Here is a 23,486-nt window from a genome sequence, read left to right as displayed (position 1 = left end):
TACTATTTAAACAATGATTATTATCTTATCGTAATGATTACGTTTTGACAAGAGTTATGTTGGTGATTGGACGCAAAAAATCCGCCTCTCTGATGAGAGCGGATTCTTCATGTTACCCTGATGTGATTACTATTTTTATAAAGCTGAAAACTGGGTCCGTACTGTCTAGTATTATGTCAGTGTGTAAAACATATTTTTAATTACTTAGCCCAAACTATTGCACTCGACGTGACAATCCTTCGATTTGAAAAATACTCAACAAGATATTATGTATTTTGTGATTTATTCCTAACTACATTTTAAAAGCTACTCTTATATCTTGTATCAGATCATAAAAAAAATATAGTATTCTGAAAAGAACCCTCGCCTGAGCCCTCTTTTAAAGTGTTCTGACTAAGGGTATTAAATATTTCTTTACGTAAGTAAACTTAATCATTTTACAGTTCTCCTTGCATAACAAATTCCAAGAATTCTGTTGTTATTTCTGCAACTGCTTCTTCATCAGGTAAATAGATAAATTTACTCAGGCGCTTAATATCATCTTCAAATAATTCAATCAATTTAATAATAGCTGTAGAATCATGAGCTTTGGCTGCAAGAATTAGTTCAGCGAATTCATTGTCTGGAATAGTTGTTTGAGCATCTTTTTTTTCCATTTGTTCACCGCCTGTTGACTCATATTTAAATGTTGTGCAACTTCTGCTTCAGTATGACCTTCAATGTAAACCTTATTTAAGATAGTCTTGCCTTGAAGAGGTAATGACTCCAAGAGTTGTTCTACTATAATTTTATTCTCCAAATTTGTTGTGAAGTTCCCCCCAAGTAAATCAATATCATTAATAGAACACTCGCGTTGTTTTACTTTTTTAGCACGATACTGTACTCTCCAGCCAATACGATATACCTCTGTCTTATAACGTTCGTATATTGTTTGTGGTTGTTCCATTCTTCACTCCCCCTTTTACTATTTTGATTTTTTCTACTTATATATAGGGAAAAACAAAATTGAAATCACAACCAAAAACAGAACACTTGTTCCTGTTTGATTATAACATCGTTCAATGTATCTAGAAAGCTATAAAATCCAATTGCTAGAATTATAGATAGAATCCTAGAATGTAATTTCAAATAAATTTAGACCTTATGAAATAGATATACGTATCCTTATCTTTCTATACTCTAAATAATTTGATCCTAAAAGAGATGATATGGTTGTATAAAAGTATTTTAAATTCCCCTTATATGTGAGAGGCAATCTTGGCCAAGAGGTCTTATCATAAACAAAAGGTGGTTAATTATATGAGTTTAAGCGGGAAAAGTTTTATTATCGATCCAGGACATGGTGGTAAGTATGACGGTGTAACTTCTGGTAGTCGTAAAGAGAAAACAGTAACTCTTAATTTTAGTAATATCCTTAAGAACAAGCTTGAAGCAGAAGGTGCAAAGGTATATATGACTAGAACTACCGATAAAGATTTTGGTGGGACAAATGCTGATGATGATGTTAACAAACGCGTTAATTATATCAATCAGAATATGCCGGCTGTATCGGCCTTAATCAGTATTCATGTCAACACTTACAAAGGAAGAATCGGTCCATTCTATCAAGAAGGTACAGTAGCATCCAAGGCATTTGCACAAGCCATTGCCAAAGAATACGGTACAGTAGCGCACGAAGGAAACTTTGCAGTACTGCGAGATACAACACGTGCGAGCCAAAAAACATTAATTGAGATTGGACAAATCATTGAAGGTTGGTTGGATAATACCAAGGATCTCTCAAGTACGGCTGATTTTGTTGTTAAAGGAATCAAAACGCATTTTTAAGTATTAACGTATTAAAAAGCGAGGCTTCGGCTTCGCTTTTTCTGTGTTTTAAAGTTCTAACTTATAATATAATGATCTTAGTCGGATTTAGATTTAGTGTAACAGATAGAATTATAAATTAATTATGAGGGAGAACGTTGATGATTATAATAAGTGCGGTATTGCTGGTCGTAGGCATTATTTTTATTATTCGTGGACGAGCTCTGGAAATTAGTAGTCAAAACAGAAAAACAATGCTCTGGATTGGCTCTGCTCTTATTGTAATGACCGTATTTCTAGTCATTATGGGGATTTTACAAATTACAGACATATCAACCAACGAGCAAGGGCATTGAGTAAGCTTTACGTTAAGGCAATTTTGCTTGTACTGCCTGTATAAGAGTCCCAATTTTTATAGCTTAATATCAATTAATTTATCTAATCTTCTTACTTGTTAAAAAGCGACAACAATCGATAAACTCTGAACAGAGTTTAATCGGTCGTTGTCGCTTTTATTTCTAGAAATCCAGAGTTGAAATATTAGCACTGAATTTTAGTTTATTCTATCATTCTCGCACTGTAGCTTCTAACCATTTTGTTGCATCGCAAATTCCCTCTGTCAACTCATTTTAAGTTGAGGACTCTTGCTCTATATCGGATAACTTCTTATTCATTCTTGTAACATTCTCACTTTTCAATAGTTTAACATTGAGATTGGAGATGAAATCCTGAAAATGATGTGTATTACTTATGATTTCTTCAACAAAGGTATGCAAATCTATAGTAACCCCACTCCATGTTGAGTATCTGAATTCCTCAAACGGTTCAGTAATAAACAAGTCCAAAATAACTTCACGATCCGTATCTTCCACTAAACTAACTTGCAGTTCTTCTCCATGCACTTTAAACTCTAGCCATAGATTAGCACTATCAGGAATTCGATAAGCAACATACTGATTTACTTTCACCATTTGAGCCACCGTCAGTAAGTCAACAAACCATCTGATTAGTCTTTCATTGCCGAATGGGCAATCATCAAAAAACATACCATACTTGCTTCCGTTGAAGTCCAATTCAATCATGCCATCAATATCTTGTTTTACTTGATCAAACTGCTCTGCAGACATTTGCTTTATCGCATCCAAATCATCTATTGCTTTAAATGAAATCTTGAACATCGTTTGAGCCCCCTAGTCTATTAAATCACTAATTTTATATTTATGTGTACCATATATTGAATCTACATTATCATTCCGAATAAATACTTTAATTGGTTCCTCAAACACCGTGACTGTATGCAAACCATCTTTTACTCCTTGTTGTTTCAATTGATTTACCGCTACTGTCGAAGCATCTGTTATTTTTTTATCAGACCACTCTTTATTAAAAAAGGATTTCCTGCTCAGCATTTCATTTATTTGATCATCTGACATCTTCTTCTGAAGAAATGGGAGTTGTTGTTTGGTACTATTAACAGAATGTCTATTAATAACGTGGTCAATCAGATTTTGACTCAATTGAACAGGTTGATCTTTAATTACAGGTTTTTCTGCTACCTCTCTCTCTGTTACTGGCTTCTGGTTCTTAGTCTCCTCTAAATTCTTCTTCATCTTCGTCACAGCCGGATGAGAGGACGGCAAATGAAACGGCCCCTTACGCCCTGGCATATTCCCACGAACCATCTGAAAAGCCATAAATATCTGACTGAACTTCAGAGAAGTCAGCATGATTTGAGCATACTTGTCGGACACAGGCTCGCCTGTGAAGGGATGGGTTCTATTTTCCAAAGCTTTAATCTGCATGTCAAAAATATCTTTCTCCGACTCTTCCCCATGCCCTGCCTGCATCCGGTCGATATTCACATTCCCCTTGTCCTTCTCATAAGCCTGTACGGCTGTATAATCCAGCTGACCGTTCTCGTTCACGGGTACCCACACATACCTACCATAGACATCGACTTTCTTCATCTGGTAGCCCTTATCTCCCGAACCCGCATCGCTTGTTGAACTCTTCATCATCAAAGTCGCACCCACAGCGCCGACCACGCTACCAAGGGTGCCCTTCTCAGCATCTGCATTTTCAAAACGCGTAGCAATATCCTTTAGCTCTTGGGAAGTATACACCATGCCTTCAAGCGCCTTCTGCAATACAGGACGTGACCGCGCAAAATCATCATAGAAACGCTCTTGTGTTACACCCTGCCACATTTCTTGCAGGAACATGATCTGCCTGGAGAGATTTTCCCTTATATGCTCCAATTGTTGTCTCGCCTGATCCACCTGGTGCGCCACATGATGTAATTGTTTAGGAGTCACTTTGATTGTACTCATATGCTTTCTCCGCTCATTTGAAATAGGATTACTCTATGTTAGCAGAAGTTTAATGGCAATATCATCCGGCTAACATCCTGAATTGAGCCATCAACGAGGCATTTATCAAGCGACTCATCGGTGCTATGGTCCTACATGTTTATACCCAAATCCAAGCATATCCTACTTTTTTAACCCCCCTGTTCTCACCCCTACTTCATTCCCTCCAAAATCGCCCGATACTGCTCAATCTGCTCCTCCGTCGCGGCTTCACGCAACGATTCCAATACCACAATGCATCTGATCATATGCCTCTCCACGCCCCGCCCGTCCACTACACGCATCGCCTTTAAAATATATTCCACAGCTCCCTGCGATCTCCCCATCCACTGCTCATATAAAGCTCTTTGATAATAATATCGATACAAATGATCGTTGTTTGACGAACCAAAATCCTCATCTAACCCATCAACCTGTTCCTCAAGCATCTGTATGATAAAATCAACCCGCCACCCATGCCGTACCGCGGCCTCTGTGATCACAGTCAATCCTGCCAAACCTTCCTCTCGGTACTCCAGCAAAAGGTTCACATACCGCTCCAGCAGCTCAACCTGTCCCGCCTCAATCTCAAGGGCATATCGGTTTACTTCAGCCTTGCGCTTAAACTCCTGTACGATTTGCATCTCTGCTTCATCCATTTCTTCCATGCATTCCAAATTTGCATATCGACAGATACATGCTCGCGCCTGATCGATCTGCCCCATCCTCTGATAAGCCACACCCTGCATCGTATAACTTCTTCCTATGTAATAAACGAGCGGTCTTTCCGTTTCAATAGAAGGCAAACGCGCTCCTTTCCCCCGATCTTCCACCTGATCTTCACGAATACACATCACACATTGGTACAGTACATCTGCCGTTTCCAGCACCTTGTTCCAATTTTCAAAAGCCACAGCCATCTCTAACATCTCAACGATAATGTCCGGTTTCAGCGATTTCAGAATCGATGGTCGCAAAAAGGTGGCCTCCCTTAGTAGTAAAGATAAGTTAAATTGATGACTTCTCAGGAGTGATGGTTAACCCTAATTATACTACTTAAAAAACGTAATTAAAACCATTATTGCTATATATTATAGCCTGACTTTTCTACCTCATCTTATCTAAGCTTAATACAGAGGTGATTCAAATGTCAGTTTTACGCCAAATGATAGGCACACGAATTAGAGCTATGCGAAACGCTAAGGGACTTACACAACAAAAGCTGGCTGATATCGCAGGTTTAGATTATAGATACATTGGGGCATTAGAAAGAGGCGAAAGAAACTTCTCCATCGATACCTTGGAAAAAGTTCTTAACGCCTTAGATGTAGACATTATTCAACTTATACCTAATGAATTGAAAAATGAAACAAACATAAAACAAGAAGCCATTGACAGCTTCATTTTTGGTTTAGGAAATCTATCTAATGATCAGATTAAAACTATACAAAAAATAAATACTGATATATTTAATTTACTTTAGGTGTTAGCCGGACTGTCAATTGAATAATTTAAAATATCATGAACTGATATTCTGAATGACTTACCATTAGCATTTATTCCCCTTAAAAAAATATAAGAATAAAAATCTTCTGATCTTAAAATTTCTTCGGCTTCAAATAAACTCTTATTAGAAATTGAAGTAATGTAGAAACCAGAATAGGGGATAGTATCTTTATTTGCTCTATAGGCTTTAATCTTATTTGTTATAACTGAAGACATTATTAACTTATCCTGATTTAAATAAGCTAGGGCCTGACTTCTACCATATTCATACCATTTTGCCGACTTATCTATTTTTCTTTCTTTTAATTTTTTTTCGTTTTTCAATAGATAAGCATAGGCTCCAGGATACTTGTAGGAAAATTCCTCCTCATCATATCTTATAAGTTTCCCCTCGTTAGAGTATGAATAAGGAAATATGATATACTCTTCACGGTTTAATGCATAGCCTCTAGAACTTGCTGCGGGCCGTAGTATTCCTTTTTCAATTATATAACCATCAAGTTCAATATAATTTTTACCTTGAGTTAAGATATCATCTTGATTAATAACAAACGCAGAATTAAGTAGTGTCGCTACACTGTTAGAAACTTTGAAAAAATCACCAAATTTATGCTGTCTTATCTTGTTTTCAATACTCTCATTAGAATTAAACAACCATTTGTCTCCTAACGATGACTTATCTATTACTTTAAATATCTGATTGTCGATATCAAAGTAATTCAAAGCAGGAGACTTTTGGTTTTTATTTATAAAAATGATTGCAGGTGAAGTTAATACATTATCAAATACGGTACTCTCTTTATAATCATATATAACTTCTAAAGAACTTAGCATTATGTTTCTAAGCTCTTTTGCGTATACATTTTTAAATATACTATTCGGTATAATATAAGACATCTTTCCATTCAAACTAAGTGAATGAATGCTCTTTTCAATAAAAGCATAGCAGTAGTCAAATTTCCCCTTATTGCAAGATGTGAAGTTTTGTTTTAAATAAGCCCTTTCATCCTCTTCCAACCTTTGGTACATAATATATGGGGGATTACCAACAATATAATCGAATTTCTCCATTGACGCTTTAAGATAATCAATGTTGTGAATATTCCAATTGACTTTTTCAATTCCATATTTTGCAGTAATGCTATTTAAATTATTTAAACATACATCAAGAACTTGAGGATCAATTTCAAAACCTGTAATATACTTTTCTAAGTCTAAAGTTATTTCATTCAAGGAATAATTTTGGTGCAATGCAGCTTCAATATATCTTTTAACAACACCAGCCAGGATATTCCCATCTCCACATGAGTTTTCCAATATAGTTTTTTTTAAAATATTTTCTCCGAAATATTCGATTGTATCTAATAATTTTTCAACGTATACACTTGGAGTAAACACTTGACATCTTTTATTCATAATACCCACCGTTCAATGCCAAAGTGAAGATTCAATAAATCTTCCTTCGCTTGCTTTCAATTTTATAAATAAGCCTTTCAACTTCACCTATTATACTGTCCCCCTCATATTTATCACAAAAATCTTTCATTTCCATCAATAGGTAATCAAGCCTTTTCAATTGGCTCCCTAACTTTAGTTTTCCATAAAAATCTTTTACCGCCTCATTATTTTTATATTTAGGGCTAATCGTTATTGAATATTCTTCAGTGCGTTCAAAAACCTCTCGTAAATGTTCATTATCTGGATGTAAGATTATAAAATCTGTTTCTTGACAATAAAAATTTGTTTTTGCTCTATTGCACATCTGGCAACTGCTAACCAAATTCTCAATTGAATTCAATTTATCAGCTGTGTGTCCCAGATTTAACTGTATAACTGATATTGGTATTACATGATCTACTTCAAACCTCGAAGAATCAATTACTTGTGTACTTAAACCACAATAAGCACATTTCTCAAAATATAGTTCTCTAAAAGTTAGATTAAATTTATTGGATCTATTCTTTATATGACTATATATGTTTCTTACCCTAGGGTGCTCTAACCTAAGTTTTTTTAAAAACTCAACTTTCCTTTCACCTATAATGAAATCATAGTCATTAAGAGATGTGTTTCTATAATCTTTGATTTTAATTAAATTAGTCTTCATATCTAATTTTTACCTCATTAAATAGTTTAATAAGTTCATCTAAATCATCTTTTTCAAACAACGCAGTATCTCTTAGACCTAAAATAGTAGACTGTATTGTACCAACAAGAACAGAATCAACCTCTTCTTCCTCTTCTAACTGATCTATTACTTTGTACTCTTCGATAAGAGCTGTAATATTCTGTTTTATAATAGGTTCTAAAATTTCATTGTAATGATCTTTGAATTTTATATCAGACCAGTGAGATTGGTACTTCTGAACCGTTAATGAATCTTCATCAGAAAAATTTTGACTGATCACTATCGTTTTAATGAAAGGGAGAATCTGTTTTAAAATCACTTTGAATTGTTCCCCAGTAAACTTACTTAAATTAGAGTTTTCATTTTCAAACAATCTAGAATCAATAACAATAATATTTGCCTTATTTATTGAATCGTTATTCAAAAGAGTCTTGTAAGTATCTTCTTTTTTAAATGTATATTCATCATAATATAAACTATAATCGCTAGAATTCATTTGATTGTATTCATCACAATATTCATTTAGATACCTTGCCAATATAGGGTCAATTCTATCATCAATGTAGAAAATAGTTATGCACCTTTTCATATGTTCATCATCCTTTTAAATTAAAATAAATATGAAACCCATTATCACTGCGGATTTCTATAACGTTTCCTCCATACATATGTAACGTGTTATTGACGATCCACATCCCTAAACCATGTCCATCTCTTCTAGAAGTCTCATGTACTTCAAGAATCCTTTTAGGATCTTTTATATATTTTTTATTTAACCCTGTCCCATTATCATTATACTTGAACTGTAAGAACCCATTTGACGAATCCACTTCTATCGTTATAGTGAGTTTATCCTTCATTTCATTATGTTGGATACTATTTAATATTAAATTATCAAATATAACATCCAAAACATCACTTGATATTTTATACTTGTTTTGAACTTCATTTTTAGAAATCACATTAATTGTTAACCAATCATACTCTTTAATCCATGTCTTAACTATTGTGTTCAAAGCACCTTCGATAGAGTCGATTTTAGAGTTGAACTTCTCCTTTTCTATTTTATTCAAAATTACATCCAAGAAGGCTATTAATCGTTTATTTACTTCTTCAAGATTACTTAATGTCAGAGGCACATTTTTATAAGAAATTCGCGTGTACTCTTCTGAATTCAACTCCTCCCAAAAACCAAATTCTTCAAGTGCATTAACAACATCTTTGTATCCAGACTCGAGTATATTTCTTTTGTTGTGCAACTCGTGGGAAATTGAACTTGCTCTCAACCCTTGAGTGGCTAGAACATTTAAAATTCTTACATCATATTTGAATTGTTGTTCATTTTCCTTATGTTCCTTGGCTTTCTCTTTTACTTCTCTTTGAATATCCTTTATCTCCTCTGCTAAATGAGATAACTCTTCATTAGACATCCCTATTGCTCTTGAAGGTTTTTTCAAGAATTCTCTTAGTTTCTTTTTCTCTTCATCTTTATCTTTTTTTGCTTCATTCTGTATTCCATCTATTTGTCTAATAATATCTTGACGATATCTTTCAAATTTACTTATCCCAAATAAAATTATATATCTAAATACTTCGTAGTACTCATCTTCTTCTAAACCTTGCCTGTTAGCCATATCCTTTAAATTTTTATTTTCCTCTTTATCTATTACCACTTCCCCAAAAATTTGATTTTTTCTAATTCTCCAACTCCCTGTGCGATGTGTTGCAGCCGCTGGCGATTTTAAAGCTCTAGAAGCAATATCCAGCCAGTCTTTTTTTCCTTCTAGAGATGAAATACTAAAATTATTTCTATTTAATATTATTCCTGTCCCATCATGTGATAAGTTGTTATATTTGTACATGTATTTTTCAAAGGATTCTACTGGAACCTTATCTAATGCAAAGTATAATTCGGCTGAGAAACTCCCTATTTCCGATAAATATAATTTAACATCCTCTATACTACTCCCAAATTCCTCTTCCATATTAAATTTATTAAAATATTTCTTAGGGGAGATAGGACTAATTAATTCGACTACTTCCTGCTTGAATTCGTCAGAATCTATATCAACTGTTAGCTCCATTCGCTTGTTGTTATATTCTAATTTTATTTTAGTTGAATAGTTTTCTCCCTTTTTCAAATTTTCAAATATAGGTTTTATAATATGAGCTTTGCCCTCAAAGTATACGGTAACAGACATTTCCTTACTCTTATAGGCTCTTTTAAAAAAATCCACCAAATTATTTATATCATTCTCGCGCCATTTATCTCTTAATTCTAAAATTTCTATAGTAGTTCCTTTTTCGAAATCAACTTTAGTAGTTGCTAAATTAGAATAATTCCAATTTGTTTCCCAGAGTACTGCCACTCCCCCCTCTACTTTTGAAGTGACTCGTGCCTTATTACCAAGTCTAGCTAAAGCAAATCTCCCTACACCTTTTGAGCCAGTAAATACCCTATCTTCACCTTTACGCTTATATCCCTTGGTACTTTTCCCCACATGTAACCATTTATTTTGTACATCTTCGTAATTCATACCATCTCCATAATCAATAATCCTAATAAAATTAGAATTTATGTAAATGTCACAAACTGCTGAACCCGCATCATAGCAATTTTTCATAAGTTCAAACACAGCTGATTCTTTATTGCTAAAATTTTGCCTCCCCAACAATTCAGCAAGTTCTCTATCTTCAATCGTAAACTTAGTTTCTTCCATATCAGCCACCCCTTATCCTTTCTAAATTATAAAGAAGTATTTATAGTGAAATAAATTCTAGTGCAGATTTAAAATTTGATTATAGTTTAACATAGTAGATACATCTTCAATAATCCTTTTATTTTTAACGGGTTCCCTCACACCACACCCCGCTCCAGCATCCCGAATTCCACCCGGTTACGGCCCTTCTGCTTAGCCTGATACAGTGCCTTGTCTACCGCATCAAAGAGCTGGATCAAATACCCCTCGCCATCCTCGGGCACATGCTCATACGCAAAATCCTCAATCGACAAAATACCGATGCTGATCGTAATGGATACACTGCCGCTCTCATGGTTCACCGCCATACGGTTGGACTCCACCGCCTGCCTTACACGCTCCGCAATCTCAATCGCAAGGTCATGCTCGGTATGCGGCAGGTAGATCATGAATTCCTCTCCACCATAGCGGGTGAGAATATCCGTACTGCGTACAGAACCACGGACTGCTTCTGCGGTACGTACGAGCACTTCATCTCCAATCACATGACCATAATGATCATTGATCGCCTTGAAATGGTCGATATCCAGCAGCATCAAGGAAAAAGGCGTTTTATATTGCAGGTTGGTGAGCACTTCATGATTCAGATGCTGCGTCAGGTAGCGACGGTTGTAACACTCTGTCAGACTGTCGGTGAGCACCAGCTCCTCCAGCTTGCGATTAGCCTCGGACAATTCCTGGCGAATCCGGTCAAGCGCCTGATTCCGTTCTTGCAGCGTCTCGTTCTGCCGGTGCATCGTTCTGGCATAGAATCGCTCCTGAGACACATCCTGGAACGTTAGCAGATGTCCGATCGGAACCAGCGCAGCATCCACAATCGGAGACGATTGCACGATGAAGTGGCGAGCTGCCTTCCCCTGCTCCATGACCACTTCGATCTTGGAGAATATATTTTTTTTCAACCGATATTCATTCAGAAACAGCTCTGCTTCTACCCGATCCTCAATATGCACCCCGGCCAGAAATTCCTCCATATTCCACAGATCGCCCACATACCGCTGGATAAAAGACTTGGAGGCCTTGTTCACCTCAACAATGACTTCGTTCTCATCAAGCACCAGGATGCCATACGGAATCGTATTAATGACGTCCTCATGGGCGATAGAGACAAGGTCGAAGACGTTATACCTTTTGATCACATATACAAAGAACAGATTGGACGAGAAAATTCCCAAAGACGTCAGGCCCGGAATAATCGGCAGCCAGCGGCTCAACAGCACATTAAGGACTGCATCCAGTGTCGCAAACATAGCCAGAACGAAAATGCCCCAGAGGGTGATCTTGACCTGTTTTTTAATCATCGAAGGTGTCTTGGAAGAGAATACGGCCCGAAACATAATCACCAGCGACGTCAGGAAATAAGACACCAGAATAGACATGACAACCCAGAACCATGGGCCATAAGCACGCTGAATATACCCGCCCTCCAGCGGCATGACAAAATCATGCCACGGATTCGCCACAACCCCGATCGCTCCGATCACAGCGGGCACAAACAGGAGAGCAAGCCTGGAATTGCTCAGCCTTTCTGCATAACCCGTAATAAAAAGCGTCAACAGCAGCCAACCACTGCCTAGCAGAGAGACGGCGACAAACGCCAGCAAAACATAAAACAACTGAAGGCTCGGATTATCGGTTAACGTTACCGCAAACTGACAGAACGGCCACATCATCATCAAACCGTGAAACAAAAAATAAACTTTATGTAAGTTGGTAATTCTAGCCGTAACAAACACATACACGCCCACACCGAACAATAGCACGAATAACGAAAGATCATACCACACTAATGGGTTCACGAATCTTCTCCTTCTTGGATGCGACAATCATTCCATGTTTAATCAGGAATCATTTCGACATGCTGCCAAACGTCGATACTTCAATAAACAACTATCTATATGGGACAAATCTGCTGTGCTTCTATTTTTCCGATGGTTAAATTACCCATATCGTACCACACCCCTGATACGCTGAGTAGCCCATTCACTGGAAGCCCGACCAACCTCTGATTGAAATCACGATCTATTTTGCACTATTATGAAGGATTTTGAAGGCTCTATGCCAAAAAACGCCCAGCTTCAACTGAGCGTCTAGTCCGTAGCGGGATACGTAATCTTTTTTATTGAAAAGGAGCTTCACAACCAGCGTTCTCTCTTACTTCTGTGCGGCTTTTATTTTTATTCTTAGTCCGTTCATGACTTGCTCATGATCCATCAAAGATTCATTAGCAGTAATCTGTTTCTCCGCAACGATTAACCTAAGCTGAAGTTCATGTCTCGCCTCAGCCACCCCATTGTTTCCATCCCATTTATTAAGAGACTGTTTGTTTTGCATAGAAATTCAGGTCTCCCTTCTCTTACAAGAATACCGATGCGTTACTTCTACTTCACATCCGGCAGTGGCTCATTGTCCGAGAACAGATCCGGGTTTTCCCTCAACATCTCCGTAAGCACCTCGGTTGTTCTGGCGGCATCACATACACTCGCAACCGCGTCACCGAAGCTGCCTTTGTGCATCGCACCTGCTTGAACTAGAACCTCATCCACCTTCCAGAAATGCTCTGACCAGGATAAACCGCAATGTCTGCGCGAAGGTACGGAAATTTTAGTTCCATCTGGCAAAACGGTATACAGCATCTCATGATCATCGGTCATTCTGCCAGGAATATCGACCCATTCCTCAATACCATGGATAAACGTATTCCGTTTCAGGTCAACGCCTACCAGAAGAATCGACGCTTTGCGATCGAGCAGCTTGCCCCATGCAGAACCACGTGCACACGGCGTATCGAAGAGATGATCGTCCTGTGTGAACGCCCGCGCACCTTTGCCTAAAGCGGCTACCGAGTGAGTTGGATGCCAGGAACGGACGACGTTAGCACGTTTACGGAATAATTCCGGCAGAATGCCAACACAACAGGAAGAAGTTTCCACGTGGAACATTGGGTTGTCTTTGTTGATGGTCGACCACGTATGTGTGGGCAGCACCAGCAGCCCGTCCTTCATATAGTCGCTCAGCGCATCCAGCACGGTATCTGCCCCGCCTTCCACATCACCCATGCTCTTCATGGAAGAATGCATCAGTAATGTGCCATGGCGATCTATGCCCAGCGCCTCCAGCTGAGCCGTAAGACTTTCATATGTATGTGTCATGTTGAAATAACCCCCTTTAGAATAGAACGATTCGCCGCAAAATAAAACAAAGGACCGAGATTATCTCTCGGTCTCTGGATATGCATTTTTTATAAGGCAAGTCGCTGCTCGCGCCATAGTCGTATATGACTGGCAAGCTTCATCTTGTTATAATCTGATCATACTTCAGGTAGAAAAGGATTACAACTTGATTTAACCCGTCATGCTTCAAATGGAGTTAATAAATGATGACTCTATCCGTTCATATTTCCTTCTCGATAGAACTATTTAATTACAACGTACTCCAGATTCACCAGCTTCGCATACGTGATGATCTGATCTGTGGTCAGGTTCAAGGACACAACGGTGTGGTGTCCACCGCCGTTTTCGATCCAGGCTTTAACGCCGTCCTGGAAGTTCGGCTTCACTGTCCACAATACACGTGCAACTGGCAGATTTGGTGCTGGTACCGTTGGTTCAAAAGCCGATACTTCGTTAATCAGCAATTTGTAATGCGTACCGAAGTCTGCCATGGATACCACGACACCCTCACCGGCTTTACCGTCAAATACGAGACGAGCCGGGTCTTCGCGATCGCCAATACCGAGTGGAGACACGATGATTCTTGGTTTCGTGCTGGCGAGTGTCGGGTCAACCTCAAGCATGTGCGATTGCAGAATTGCTTCCTGACCTGCTGCCATTTCATATGTGTAATCTTCCATGAAGCCTGTGTTTTCATTGTGAGCCATAATTTTCAGCAAACGATCCAGTGCGGCTGTTTTCCAGTCCCCTTCACCCGCGAAACCGTAGCCTTGCGCCATCAGGCGTTGTACCGCAAGACCCGGAAGCTGCTTCATGCCGTGCAGGTCTTCAAAGTTGGTTGTGAAGGCTGTGTAACCGCCGTTATCGAGGAACTTTTTGATCGCAATTTCATAGCTTGCTTGCACACGTACGCTGGCTTCCCACGCTTCTTTGCTGTTAGTGCCATAATCGAATTCATACAGTTCTGCATATTGCGAAATCAGTTCATCGATTTCTTGTTCAGTTACAGCGTTCACGTACTCTACAAGATCACCAATGCCATAGTAATCTACCGTCCAGCCAAACTGGATTTGAGCTTCGACTTTATCCCCTTCGGTTACGCCTACGTTACGCATGTTGTCGCCAAAACGAGCGACTTTGATATTAAAGCTCTCGTTGTAGGCAACCGCCACGTCCATCCAGTCTGCAACCTGCTGCTGTACTTCCGGACGCTCCCAGTAGCCTACAACGATTTTATTTTGTTTTCTCAAACGAGCATTAATGAAGCCATACTCACGGTCACCGTGCGCTGCTTGGTTCAGGTTCATGAAGTCCATATCAATTGTCGCCCATGGAATACTCTCGTTATATTGCGTAGCGAGGTGAAGAAGCGGCTTCTGCAGCAATTTGGTACCGCGAATCCACATTTTTGCTGGTGAGAAGGTGTGCATCCAAGTGATTACACCCGCTACTTCGTCACGATAGTTGACTTCTTTCATAATGCTGGTGATTTTGTCTGCACTTACAGCCAGGTCTTGCAATACAAGCGGGTAAGGCAGTACGCCACTCGCATTGAGGGCATCTGTAATTTTCTGCGCGTTTGCTTTAACTTCACCAAGTGCTTCTTCTCCATACAAATGCTGTGAACCGACAACGAACCAAAACTCTTTTGCTGCTGTTGCTGACATGGAATCATCCTCATTTCGTTAGATTATAGTTGGATAAATTGCGTTACACCGGGTCACTTCGATTGCTGTACCATCTTCCGATCGCTGGTTATCCTCGGATTTCTCTACATTCCCCTCTAAAGGGGAAAATCCGATGATAAACGCGAACGCTTTGCTTCTTCAGATTGGTTCTGCACTCTCCGTTAACGGTGTAAAAAGGTTATACAACTTCGGGTTGGGCACGGTAGTTACACCGGACAATGCAAGTGCAGCTTCCCGACCTCTACACATCAGATTACTTCTGGCCGTAGTACGCGTCCTTGCCGTGTTTGCGCAGGTAGTGTTTATCCAGAATGCCTTGCGGCAGTTCTTTCGCAAAGTTGTTCAGCTGACGTGCGTACAGGTTCATTTTGCACACTTCCTCCAGCACGACGCTGTTCACCACGGCCGACTTGGCATCCTTGCCCCATGTAAATGGCGCATGACCATGCAGCAACACAGCAGGAATCGCCATTACATCCAGTCCACGCTGTTCAAAGGTTTCAATGATCACGCGTCCTGTCTCGGCTTCGTATCCACGGTCGATCTCGTCCTGAGTCAGGAAGCGGGCACAAGGCACTGCTCCGTAGAACGTATCGGCATGTGTTGTACCCATAACAGGCACATCCAGACCTGCCTGTGCCCAGATGGTTGCCCATGTGGAGTGCGTGTGCACAATCCCGCCGATTTCCTTGTAGTGTTTATATAATACAGCGTGGGTTGCTGTGTCCGAGGAAGGTCTCATCTCCCCTTCAACCACGTTACCGTCGAGATCAACGACAACCATGTCGCTGGCTTTCATTTTGTCATAATCGACTCCGCTTGGTTTAATGACGAACAGGCCGCTTTCCCGATCAATCGCGCTGACATTGCCCCAAGTGAATTTCACCAGTCCGTGCTTGGGCAGCTCCAGATTAGCCTCGTATACCTCTTGTTTCAATTGCTCTAACATGTTTAGTTTCCTCCGTTCTCTACCAGATGCTCTACAGCGGCGTGCTCAATGGCAAGTCCGTTTCGGTAGCGTTCGATAAATGCTTCAAATCCCTTCACATCAGCTGCTTCCGGTGCCACTTCGACCCCTTCCACATCCTTGAATACCTTCTGCTCCAGGAAAACGTCCAACGTTTCTTGCTCACCTTTATTTTTCAGGTACGACGCGAGCAAAGCCATTCCCCATGCCCCGCCTTCTCCAGCGGTAGACATTACAGATACCGGAACGTTCATAGCGGCAGCCACGATTCGCTGTCCCACCACAGGGGTCTTGAACAGACCACCATGCGCCAGAATGCTGTCGATCGCCACCTGCTCCTTCTCAGTCAGAATGTCCATGCCGATCTTGAGCGCGCCGAAGGCACTGAACAGATGTGTACGCATGAAATTCGCCAGGTTAAAATTGCTTTCCGGGGAGCGGACGAACAACGGACGCCCCTGCTCCAGTCCTGTAATATTTTCGCCGGAGTAGTATCCGTAGCTGAGCAATCCGCCCCCATCCGGGTCGGCCTCAAGTGCCTTGTTAAACAATACGCTGAACAGCTTGCCGGAATCGGCCTCCATGCCCATCGCCTGTGCGAATTCGCGGAACAATCCGATCCACGCATTCAGATCACTGGAGCAGTTATTAGCATGCACCATACCGACCGGGCTGCCATCCGGCGTGGTTACCATATCAATCTCGGGATATACGCTGGACAGCTCCTTCTCCAGTACGATCATGGCAAATACCGATGTGCCCACCGAGATATTGCCTGTCCGTTTCCGCACACTGTTCGTGGCAACCATACCCGTTCCGGCATCCCCTTCAGGTGCGCACAGTGGTATTCCTGCTGTCAGCTCTCCTGACGGATCAAGCAGCCTCGCTCCAGCTTCGGTGAGTGAACCTGCATGATCCCCTGCGAGATACACTTTAGGCAGCAAATCCTCGACCTTCCACGGATAACCTTTGCCAGCAATATGCTCATCGAACTGTCTGATCATTGCTGGATGATAACTATGTGATGTCTCATCAATCGGGAACATACCCGATGCATCCCCAATACCGATGGCCTTGTTGCCCGTCAACAGCCAGTGGATATAACCCGCCAGCGTGGTCAGGTAATCGATACGAGGTACATGCTCTTCTTCATTCAGAATCGCCTGATACAGATGCGCAATGCTCCAACGCTCCGGAATGTTGAACTGCAGCAGCTCTGTCAGCTCGCGTGCAGCCGCACCCGTCGTTGAATTGCGCCATGTGCGGAAGGGTACAAGCATCTCCCCTGCCTGATCCAGCGCAATATATCCGTGCATCATCGCCGAGAAGCCAATGGAGCCTACTGTCGTCAGCGAAGCACCATACTTCTGCTGCACATCCTGCTTCAACTCACGATAAGCCGTTTGCAGCCCAGTGATGATATCCTCCTGATTGTATGTCCAGTACCCATCCTTCAGCTGGTTCTCCCATTCATAACTGCCCGAGGCAATCGTTTCAAAATGCTCATCAATCAAGACCGCTTTAATACGCGTTGATCCAAGCTCAATTCCAAGCGAGGTCGCACCCTTGGCGATCGCCTCTTTCACATCCACCCGACTCGTCACTTCCGCATATCCCCTCTCTGGTCGCCATTTACGTCCGAAGAATGGCATCTGATCAGCTGCAAACTGTCGCACAGCGCAGCTCCACTTACGTTCATGGCTATATTCTATTTCAGCATTCCAAGAATGCGCTTTCCTGTTCTGACAGCCTTAGTATATTTTTTGTACGTACATTTGTCAATGAAATATACAAGTTATACTCACAATACATGGATATGATAAAATATATGGTTACATCAATGAATTTTCGTAAATTCGCACTGCAATTATGTATGGTCTAATCCGACAAAGTGCATTCTGGTTGTACGTATCTATTGGTAAAATGTACGGTTTTACTTGCAAGTAAAGCGAATCATGCTAGAATATGTACGTACAACTTGATCGTTGCACTCAGGAATACAGCGGCTCTCCCTATTGTTCTGTGATCGGAGTGGTTGTGCCGTACTCTTTTAGTTCAATATATATAGAAGTTACAACGAAAGAAGTGGACCTTGTGAAGCCTAAATACCAAGTCATTATTGATGATATAAAAAGCCATATTCTATCCGGCACATACACCGTTGGTGAACAGATTCCTACGGAATCGGCATTGCAGGACAGCTATAATGTGAGCCGCCAGACGGTACGGAAGGCCATTTTGGAGCTGTCCAACGAAGGGTTTTTACGCAGCGAAAAGGGATCGGGCACCTATGTCAGTCATCAGTACCGCTCACGGACGGGCGGCAGCACTTCCAAAAAGACGATTGGTGTCATCACCACCTATATTTCGGATTACATCTTCCCATCCATTATTCGCGGCATCGAGCGTCGTCTGAATGAGGACAACTACTCTCTATTGCTCGCCAGTACAAACAACGATGTCGCGCAAGAAAAAAAGGCACTTGAAATGATGCTGTCCTACGGTGTGGATGGTCTGATTGTTGAACCAACGAAGAGCAATCTGTACAACCCGAATATTGCGTATTACCTGTCATTTAAGGAGCAGGATGTGCCATTTGCGATGATTAATGCGTTCTATGAGGAGCTCGAGGTACCCTTCTTCTGTCTGGATGATGTGCAGTCCAGTTATCTCGCGACCCGGGAGTTAGTCTCCAAAGGTCATACCCAGATTGGCATCATTGCCAAAATGGACGATCTGCAAGGCAAGTACCGAATGAAAGGGTACATTAAGGCACTGGGCGAAGCAAAACTGCGGTTCAGCCCTGAGCATGTGCTCTCGTTTGATACCGCATCGAAGCCTGATCTGTCCGCGAATGTGACTGCCTATTTACAGGAAAATCGGGATGCGCTCACCGCGATTGTCTGTTACAACGATGAGGTCGGGCTGGAGGTGGTGCATGCCTGTCGGCAGCTTGGCATTTCAATCCCGGAAGAACTGTCGATCATTGGTCAGGACAACTCCTACATTGCCAAAAACGCCAATATCCGGCTCACCACCCTCACTCACCCCCAGGAGCAGATGGGCAGTGACGCTGCCGATTGGGTGATCCGCAAGCTGCAAGGCAAGAAGGACCTGCCCAACCGAACCTACTATCAGCCTGAACTGGTGGAGGGTGAGACGGTGAAGGAAATGGAAGTAGAGTAAATTGCACCATAACAAAAAAGGCTGCCGATTGGCAGCCTCTATACTTTGTATGTAGCGCGAAATCTCTTAGCTGCATTACAAATGCATACACAACTAATCTATCCCCCTTCCATTAAAACGACCTATCTTCCTTTCCATTAACCATCTGCAGCCTGAAATGTAAGAATGACTGTCGTCCCCTCTCCCTTCTCACTCTGATACTTGATGGAGCCACCAACCTTCTGCACAATGTTGAAGCAGATCATCAGGCCAAGTCCGGTTCCGTTCGTTTTGAGCGAGTAGAACGGTGTGCCTAGAGCCTTGACCTCTTCCTCTGTCATGCCGCAGCCTTGATCTATAATTTGGATCTCCACCGTTTTCTTCACACGTCTTGCGTTTACATGCACTACGGCTCCCGTATCCGAGGCTTCAAGAGCGTTCTTGATCAGGTTAATGATGACCTGTTTGAACTCAATCGCATTCATGAGAATCGCACAGTCCTCTCCGGCCTGAATATCGATATGTTTGTTCGATAACGTTGCATACGAGCCCAGCAGACTCGCCACGCCTTCGAGCACCTCTCGTACATCCACCCTCTCCACTTGCAGCAGCTCTCGATTAGGTTTGGCAATGGACAGAAATTGAGAGGTAACCTGCTCCACCGTATTCAGTTCATCAATCATTAGCGCAAACTTCGATCTATCTGAAGTGTCAAACGCAGGGTTTTCGCGGTACAGCTGCAGGAACCCCCTTACGACCGTAACCGGATTCCGAATTTCATGAGCTACCGCTGCGGTCAGATGCGCAACCATTTTGAGGCGTTCCGATTGTTGAACCTGTTCCAGATATAATTCCTGCTTCCGTATACGATCAAAAGTCAGATAGAAAATTAGAAACAGGAGCAGCTGACTGGCTATAATGTTAATGAGATTGCCAATCAAGTCTGTATGTATATAAGCGTACGTCCCTTCTTGCTTATGAATATAAAATGTCACGATTAACAGCAAGACCACATTCAGACCTAGAGAGATATAAAACAGCTTGAAGTCATAGAACAATATAGCGAGTGCCGGAAGCAGACAGATCATAATGTATGTGGACCACGTCTGAGGATAGGCTAACGCAAGTGTATAAAAATAGACAAACCCCAGCATTATAATGCTCAATCGAAAAGCAAACGTCTCATACCGGGGATATATGATTAAACATACAGGTATAATTACAACGCATAATAGATGGATGACATAGCTGGTTGTGACCACCTCAAGCTCTGTCGTTGACAAGACTAAACCAGCTACCATTAGCGTGATCATCATAAACATAGATATGTAATACGTTTTGCGGTTCACTGGACTGTGCAATTCTTTCATGCATTCACCACCTTTGTTCATGAATGATTACATATATAGTATTGTAGCTTATTTCCTATATTCTCTTCCATGGATGTGAAATATTTTATTTTAAATCATGGATCAACACAAACAGGCCACATGGACGATCAGCCCACGCAGCCTGTGTATAGATCTGTTTTTACTAAAATTCCATTAAGGCTTCACCACAGAGAGAAGTGATTCATTGCCCTCCGAAATAACCGTAACTTCTGGCGCGAACGTTGCATCCTGCACATGAAGGGTTTCCCCAAGCTCCATGCCGCTAATATCAAACTCCACCAACGCTGGCAAATGACGAGGCAAAGCCTCTACCTCTATCGCAGCCAACTGAATCTGTACAACCCCGCCCTGTTTCGTACCCGCTGGTGTTCCATTGAACTTCACAGGAATTTTCGTGCGCAGCACCTCATCGGTCTGTACCTGTTGAAAATCAACGTGAATCAAATCCTTCGTAACCGGATCACGCTGGAGGTCCTCCAGCAGCACGGTAAGTGAAGGCTTTCCTTCAAACTGCAGCTCAATGAACCCGGATGCACCTTGCTTCAACCATTTCTGGAATTGAATTGACGGAATGTGGATCATCTCATTTGCTGTGTTTCTACCAAAAACAATGGCTGGCAGACGGCCAGAATCACGCAAATTCCGAAGTCTGGACGGTTTTAATTTGATGCGGGTCTCCGCCTGGATATAAGTAGTCATGCTATGTTCGCTCCTCTGTTTTCAATGATATTGAGTATACTTTTTAACAACCACCGATCCCCTAAAGGGGCTAAAGAGAGAAACATAGCATCACCACCTCCACATTACACTGATTGGTTTTTTAAAATACATTAAATGTAAAAATCCCATAATATACAGTAAGGCACTCTACTGGAAATAGTAGAATGCCCTTGGGATGCCTACAGCCTATCATAGAAACCTGTTTTTGTCGATTCAACGACCAGATGACGGACAAGATTTCTTCACTTAACAACCCGATAGAAATGGTATATTATAGAATTGTAGCAAAATATAAGAAGAGAGGAGTTTACACTTTGAAAAAGACACTCTCCATGGTCATCGTCCTGAATCTGTTTCTTACCTTTGCCTTCGGCTTCAACGCTTCAGCTAACAATGAAACTGAAGAAAATCGTTCGCAGGAGGAACGCATCACAGAGCAGGTGGTTCAGCCGGACAAGGAAATTATCACCGAACTGGCTCAGACCCCCACAGCACTGGATTCTTCCCCGTTGGTGAAGCACCAGTTCAAAGCTGACGTCAACCTGAATAACAGAGCTGCCACTTCCAAAATGCAAAAAGAGCAAGGACTGTTGTCCGCGCCACAATCGGTGAGCACTTCAGCGGCAGCAGAAACCACAACTTACACTGGCTACATACAGGAGGAAGGAACCTCCGCCACCTTATATCCTGTCTATGTGCAACCCGGACATATTTTACAAGTTCAAATGGACAATCCGGCTTCTGCACAGCTCGATTACGATCTTTATCTATATGAATTCGATATGTCTACCGGCAATTTGAATCCAAATCCGATTGATTACTCCATCTATGGAACGTATCTGATTAATGACGGGAATGGAGCCAGAACTTTATCTGAAAATGTAGGCACGAAGAACAGCACCTCCAGCGCCAAGGCTTATTTGATCGAAGCCTATGGCAAGGTTGGAGGCAGCATTAACGAGCCGTTTATTCTGACCGTCTCCACAAGCTCAACGTATGATACCTATGAGACAGATGAGAATGCACTGCATGCCTATCCGCTCACGGTTGCTGTTGGCGGCTCTACACTCGCGACCCGCTCCATTAATTCGGAGATTGATCAGGATTGGTACAAAATCACCGTTCCTGAAAGCAGAAACTATGATGCTATGCGCATCACGCTGGATCAGGCCTCTACCACAAACGGATACAAAGCAGAATTATATGGTGCATTAAGCAACAATCGCATGGCCCTGATGCCTGTTGTGAACGGCAATGTGTCTCTCGGAACAGGCACTTATTATCTAAAGGTCTATACAACCGATACTTATTCAGATAACAACTATTCATTACATCTGCAGCCTGTATTACGTGCAGATAAAGTGGTCATCACAGGCTACAACTCCAACGGGGGGCCTAATGATTATCCGACTTACGCTTATGGCCGTTACTACCGGATTACAGGGAACAGCTTCACGGTAACCGGTGTTGCCGCAACCTCCGATAACTACGCTGTAGCCAATGCAGAAGTCGAGGTCATCTGGATCAATGATGCCTGGTCCGAAAGCAGTAACAATCGCTATCGAAGCGCCAAGGTAATGACCAACAGCAGCGGGCAGTTCACGGCAACCTTATCTCTTCCGCCTTCTGCCGGAAGCCTCAGTCAATACTTGCCAGGAGCGATAAGCTTTACACATTATTATGATCTCTGTGCTGTAGTCGCCAAGGTCACTGATCGTCCAAGCGCCAATGATTCGGATATCGTTTATCACTTTGCATACAGTATCTACGGCGGTTAGATCGAAACGAAAAGAGCAACGAGCGGTTGAAGAAACCGTCCGTTGCTTATTTTTGTC

Annotated in this window: 22 protein-coding genes; 5 read left to right on the top strand and 17 right to left on the bottom strand. The window is 41.6% G+C overall.

What is annotated here, in order from left to right:
• Nucleotides 1–437: 437 nt before the first annotated feature.
• Entirely contained in the window at nucleotides 438–656 is a 219-nt protein-coding gene (locus tag HNR77_RS02900) for a helix-turn-helix domain-containing protein (RefSeq protein ID WP_184180604.1), read from the bottom strand.
• On the bottom strand, nucleotides 602–946 hold the full coding sequence (locus tag HNR77_RS02895; protein WP_184180602.1) for a sigma-70 family RNA polymerase sigma factor: 345 nt from the start codon (nucleotides 944–946) through the stop codon (nucleotides 602–604). The genes HNR77_RS02900 and HNR77_RS02895 overlap by 55 nt, the downstream gene beginning before the upstream one ends.
• 353 nt (nucleotides 947–1,299) lie before the next feature.
• On the opposite strand from HNR77_RS02895, the gene HNR77_RS02890 reads away from it, so the two are divergent.
• Complete coding sequence (locus HNR77_RS02890) at nucleotides 1,300–1,827, top strand: N-acetylmuramoyl-L-alanine amidase family protein (RefSeq protein ID WP_184180600.1); 528 nt, start codon at nucleotides 1,300–1,302, stop codon at nucleotides 1,825–1,827.
• A 140-nt stretch (nucleotides 1,828–1,967) separates the two neighbouring features.
• Nucleotides 1,968–2,162, top strand: a complete 195-nt coding sequence (locus HNR77_RS02885) for a hypothetical protein (RefSeq protein WP_184180598.1) — start codon at nucleotides 1,968–1,970, stop codon at nucleotides 2,160–2,162.
• A gap of 273 nt (nucleotides 2,163–2,435) precedes the next feature.
• Here HNR77_RS02885 and HNR77_RS02880 read toward each other — a convergent pair whose 3' ends face one another.
• The 3 genes from HNR77_RS02880 to HNR77_RS02870 all read right to left on the bottom strand — a co-directional run bounded on the left by HNR77_RS02880 (nucleotide 2,436) and on the right by HNR77_RS02870 (nucleotide 5,131).
• Nucleotides 2,436–2,984 (bottom strand): hypothetical protein, encoded by a 549-nt coding sequence (locus HNR77_RS02880; protein ID WP_184180596.1) that lies wholly within the window; start codon nucleotides 2,982–2,984, stop codon nucleotides 2,436–2,438.
• A 12-nt stretch (nucleotides 2,985–2,996) separates the two neighbouring features.
• Complete coding sequence (locus HNR77_RS02875) at nucleotides 2,997–4,136, bottom strand: WXG100 family type VII secretion target (RefSeq protein WP_184180594.1); 1,140 nt, start codon at nucleotides 4,134–4,136, stop codon at nucleotides 2,997–2,999.
• A 191-nt stretch (nucleotides 4,137–4,327) separates the two neighbouring features.
• Nucleotides 4,328–5,131, bottom strand: coding sequence for a DNA-binding protein (locus tag HNR77_RS02870; protein WP_184180592.1), 804 nt, complete (start codon nucleotides 5,129–5,131; stop codon nucleotides 4,328–4,330).
• A 170-nt stretch (nucleotides 5,132–5,301) separates the two neighbouring features.
• On the opposite strand from HNR77_RS02870, the gene HNR77_RS02865 reads away from it, so the two are divergent.
• Nucleotides 5,302–5,637, top strand: coding sequence for a helix-turn-helix domain-containing protein (locus tag HNR77_RS02865; RefSeq protein ID WP_184180589.1), 336 nt, complete (start codon nucleotides 5,302–5,304; stop codon nucleotides 5,635–5,637).
• Here HNR77_RS02865 and HNR77_RS02860 read toward each other — a convergent pair.
• The 10 genes from HNR77_RS02860 to HNR77_RS02815 form a co-directional block, all read right to left on the bottom strand.
• Nucleotides 5,634–7,076: an Eco57I restriction-modification methylase domain-containing protein gene (locus HNR77_RS02860; RefSeq protein WP_184181255.1), complete on the bottom strand. Its 1,443-nt coding sequence runs from the start codon at nucleotides 7,074–7,076 to the stop codon at nucleotides 5,634–5,636. The genes HNR77_RS02865 and HNR77_RS02860 overlap by 4 nt on opposite strands.
• A gap of 31 nt (nucleotides 7,077–7,107) precedes the next feature.
• A complete protein-coding gene (locus HNR77_RS02855; protein WP_184180587.1) occupies nucleotides 7,108–7,767 on the bottom strand; it encodes an HNH endonuclease in 660 nt (219 codons plus the stop codon).
• Complete coding sequence (locus HNR77_RS02850; protein ID WP_184180585.1) at nucleotides 7,757–8,377, bottom strand: hypothetical protein; 621 nt, start codon at nucleotides 8,375–8,377, stop codon at nucleotides 7,757–7,759. Before HNR77_RS02850 ends, HNR77_RS02855 begins: the two co-directional genes overlap by 11 nt.
• 7 nt (nucleotides 8,378–8,384) lie before the next feature.
• Nucleotides 8,385–10,508, bottom strand: coding sequence for a sensor histidine kinase (locus HNR77_RS02845; protein ID WP_184180583.1), 2,124 nt, complete (start codon nucleotides 10,506–10,508; stop codon nucleotides 8,385–8,387).
• A 137-nt stretch (nucleotides 10,509–10,645) separates the two neighbouring features.
• Nucleotides 10,646–12,346: a histidine kinase N-terminal 7TM domain-containing diguanylate cyclase gene (locus HNR77_RS02840; RefSeq protein WP_184180581.1), complete on the bottom strand. Its 1,701-nt coding sequence runs from the start codon at nucleotides 12,344–12,346 to the stop codon at nucleotides 10,646–10,648.
• A gap of 355 nt (nucleotides 12,347–12,701) precedes the next feature.
• Nucleotides 12,702–12,881, bottom strand: coding sequence for a hypothetical protein (locus HNR77_RS02835; RefSeq protein ID WP_184180579.1), 180 nt, complete (start codon nucleotides 12,879–12,881; stop codon nucleotides 12,702–12,704).
• Nucleotides 12,882–12,928: 47 nt separating this feature from the next.
• On the bottom strand, nucleotides 12,929–13,699 hold the full coding sequence (locus HNR77_RS02830; RefSeq protein ID WP_184180577.1) for an AAC(3) family N-acetyltransferase: 771 nt from the start codon (nucleotides 13,697–13,699) through the stop codon (nucleotides 12,929–12,931).
• A 263-nt stretch (nucleotides 13,700–13,962) separates the two neighbouring features.
• Nucleotides 13,963–15,387, bottom strand: a complete 1,425-nt coding sequence (gene araA / locus HNR77_RS02825) for an L-arabinose isomerase (protein ID WP_184180575.1) — start codon at nucleotides 15,385–15,387, stop codon at nucleotides 13,963–13,965.
• 274 nt (nucleotides 15,388–15,661) lie between these two features.
• Nucleotides 15,662–16,357 (bottom strand): L-ribulose-5-phosphate 4-epimerase, encoded by a 696-nt coding sequence (locus HNR77_RS02820; RefSeq protein WP_145405064.1) that lies wholly within the window; start codon nucleotides 16,355–16,357, stop codon nucleotides 15,662–15,664.
• A 2-nt stretch (nucleotides 16,358–16,359) separates the two neighbouring features.
• Entirely contained in the window at nucleotides 16,360–18,027 is a 1,668-nt protein-coding gene (locus HNR77_RS02815) for a xylulokinase (protein ID WP_184181253.1), read from the bottom strand.
• Nucleotides 18,028–18,469: 442 nt separating this feature from the next.
• Between HNR77_RS02815 and HNR77_RS02810 the strand changes: the two genes are divergently transcribed.
• Nucleotides 18,470–19,561, top strand: a complete 1,092-nt coding sequence (locus HNR77_RS02810; RefSeq protein ID WP_184181251.1) for a GntR family transcriptional regulator — start codon at nucleotides 18,470–18,472, stop codon at nucleotides 19,559–19,561.
• A 137-nt stretch (nucleotides 19,562–19,698) separates the two neighbouring features.
• Here the strand turns inward: HNR77_RS02810 and HNR77_RS02805 are convergent, their stop codons facing one another.
• Nucleotides 19,699–20,910, bottom strand: coding sequence for a sensor histidine kinase (locus tag HNR77_RS02805; protein ID WP_184180573.1), 1,212 nt, complete (start codon nucleotides 20,908–20,910; stop codon nucleotides 19,699–19,701).
• Nucleotides 20,911–21,084: 174 nt separating this feature from the next.
• Nucleotides 21,085–21,630, bottom strand: coding sequence for a 50S ribosomal protein L25 (locus HNR77_RS02800; protein ID WP_184180571.1), 546 nt, complete (start codon nucleotides 21,628–21,630; stop codon nucleotides 21,085–21,087).
• A 335-nt stretch (nucleotides 21,631–21,965) separates the two neighbouring features.
• On the opposite strand from HNR77_RS02800, the gene HNR77_RS02795 reads away from it, so the two are divergent.
• The gene (locus HNR77_RS02795) at nucleotides 21,966–23,429 is read left to right on the top strand and encodes a hypothetical protein (RefSeq protein WP_184180569.1); all 1,464 of its coding nucleotides are present in this window, start codon (nucleotides 21,966–21,968) and stop codon (nucleotides 23,427–23,429) included.
• The last annotated feature ends 57 nt before the right edge of the window (nucleotides 23,430–23,486 follow it).

Source organism: Paenibacillus sp. JGP012 (genome assembly GCF_014203995.1).
Taxonomy (GTDB): domain Bacteria; phylum Bacillota; class Bacilli; order Paenibacillales; family Paenibacillaceae; genus Paenibacillus; species Paenibacillus silvae.
This window is presented reverse-complemented; position numbering and strand designations above follow the sequence as displayed.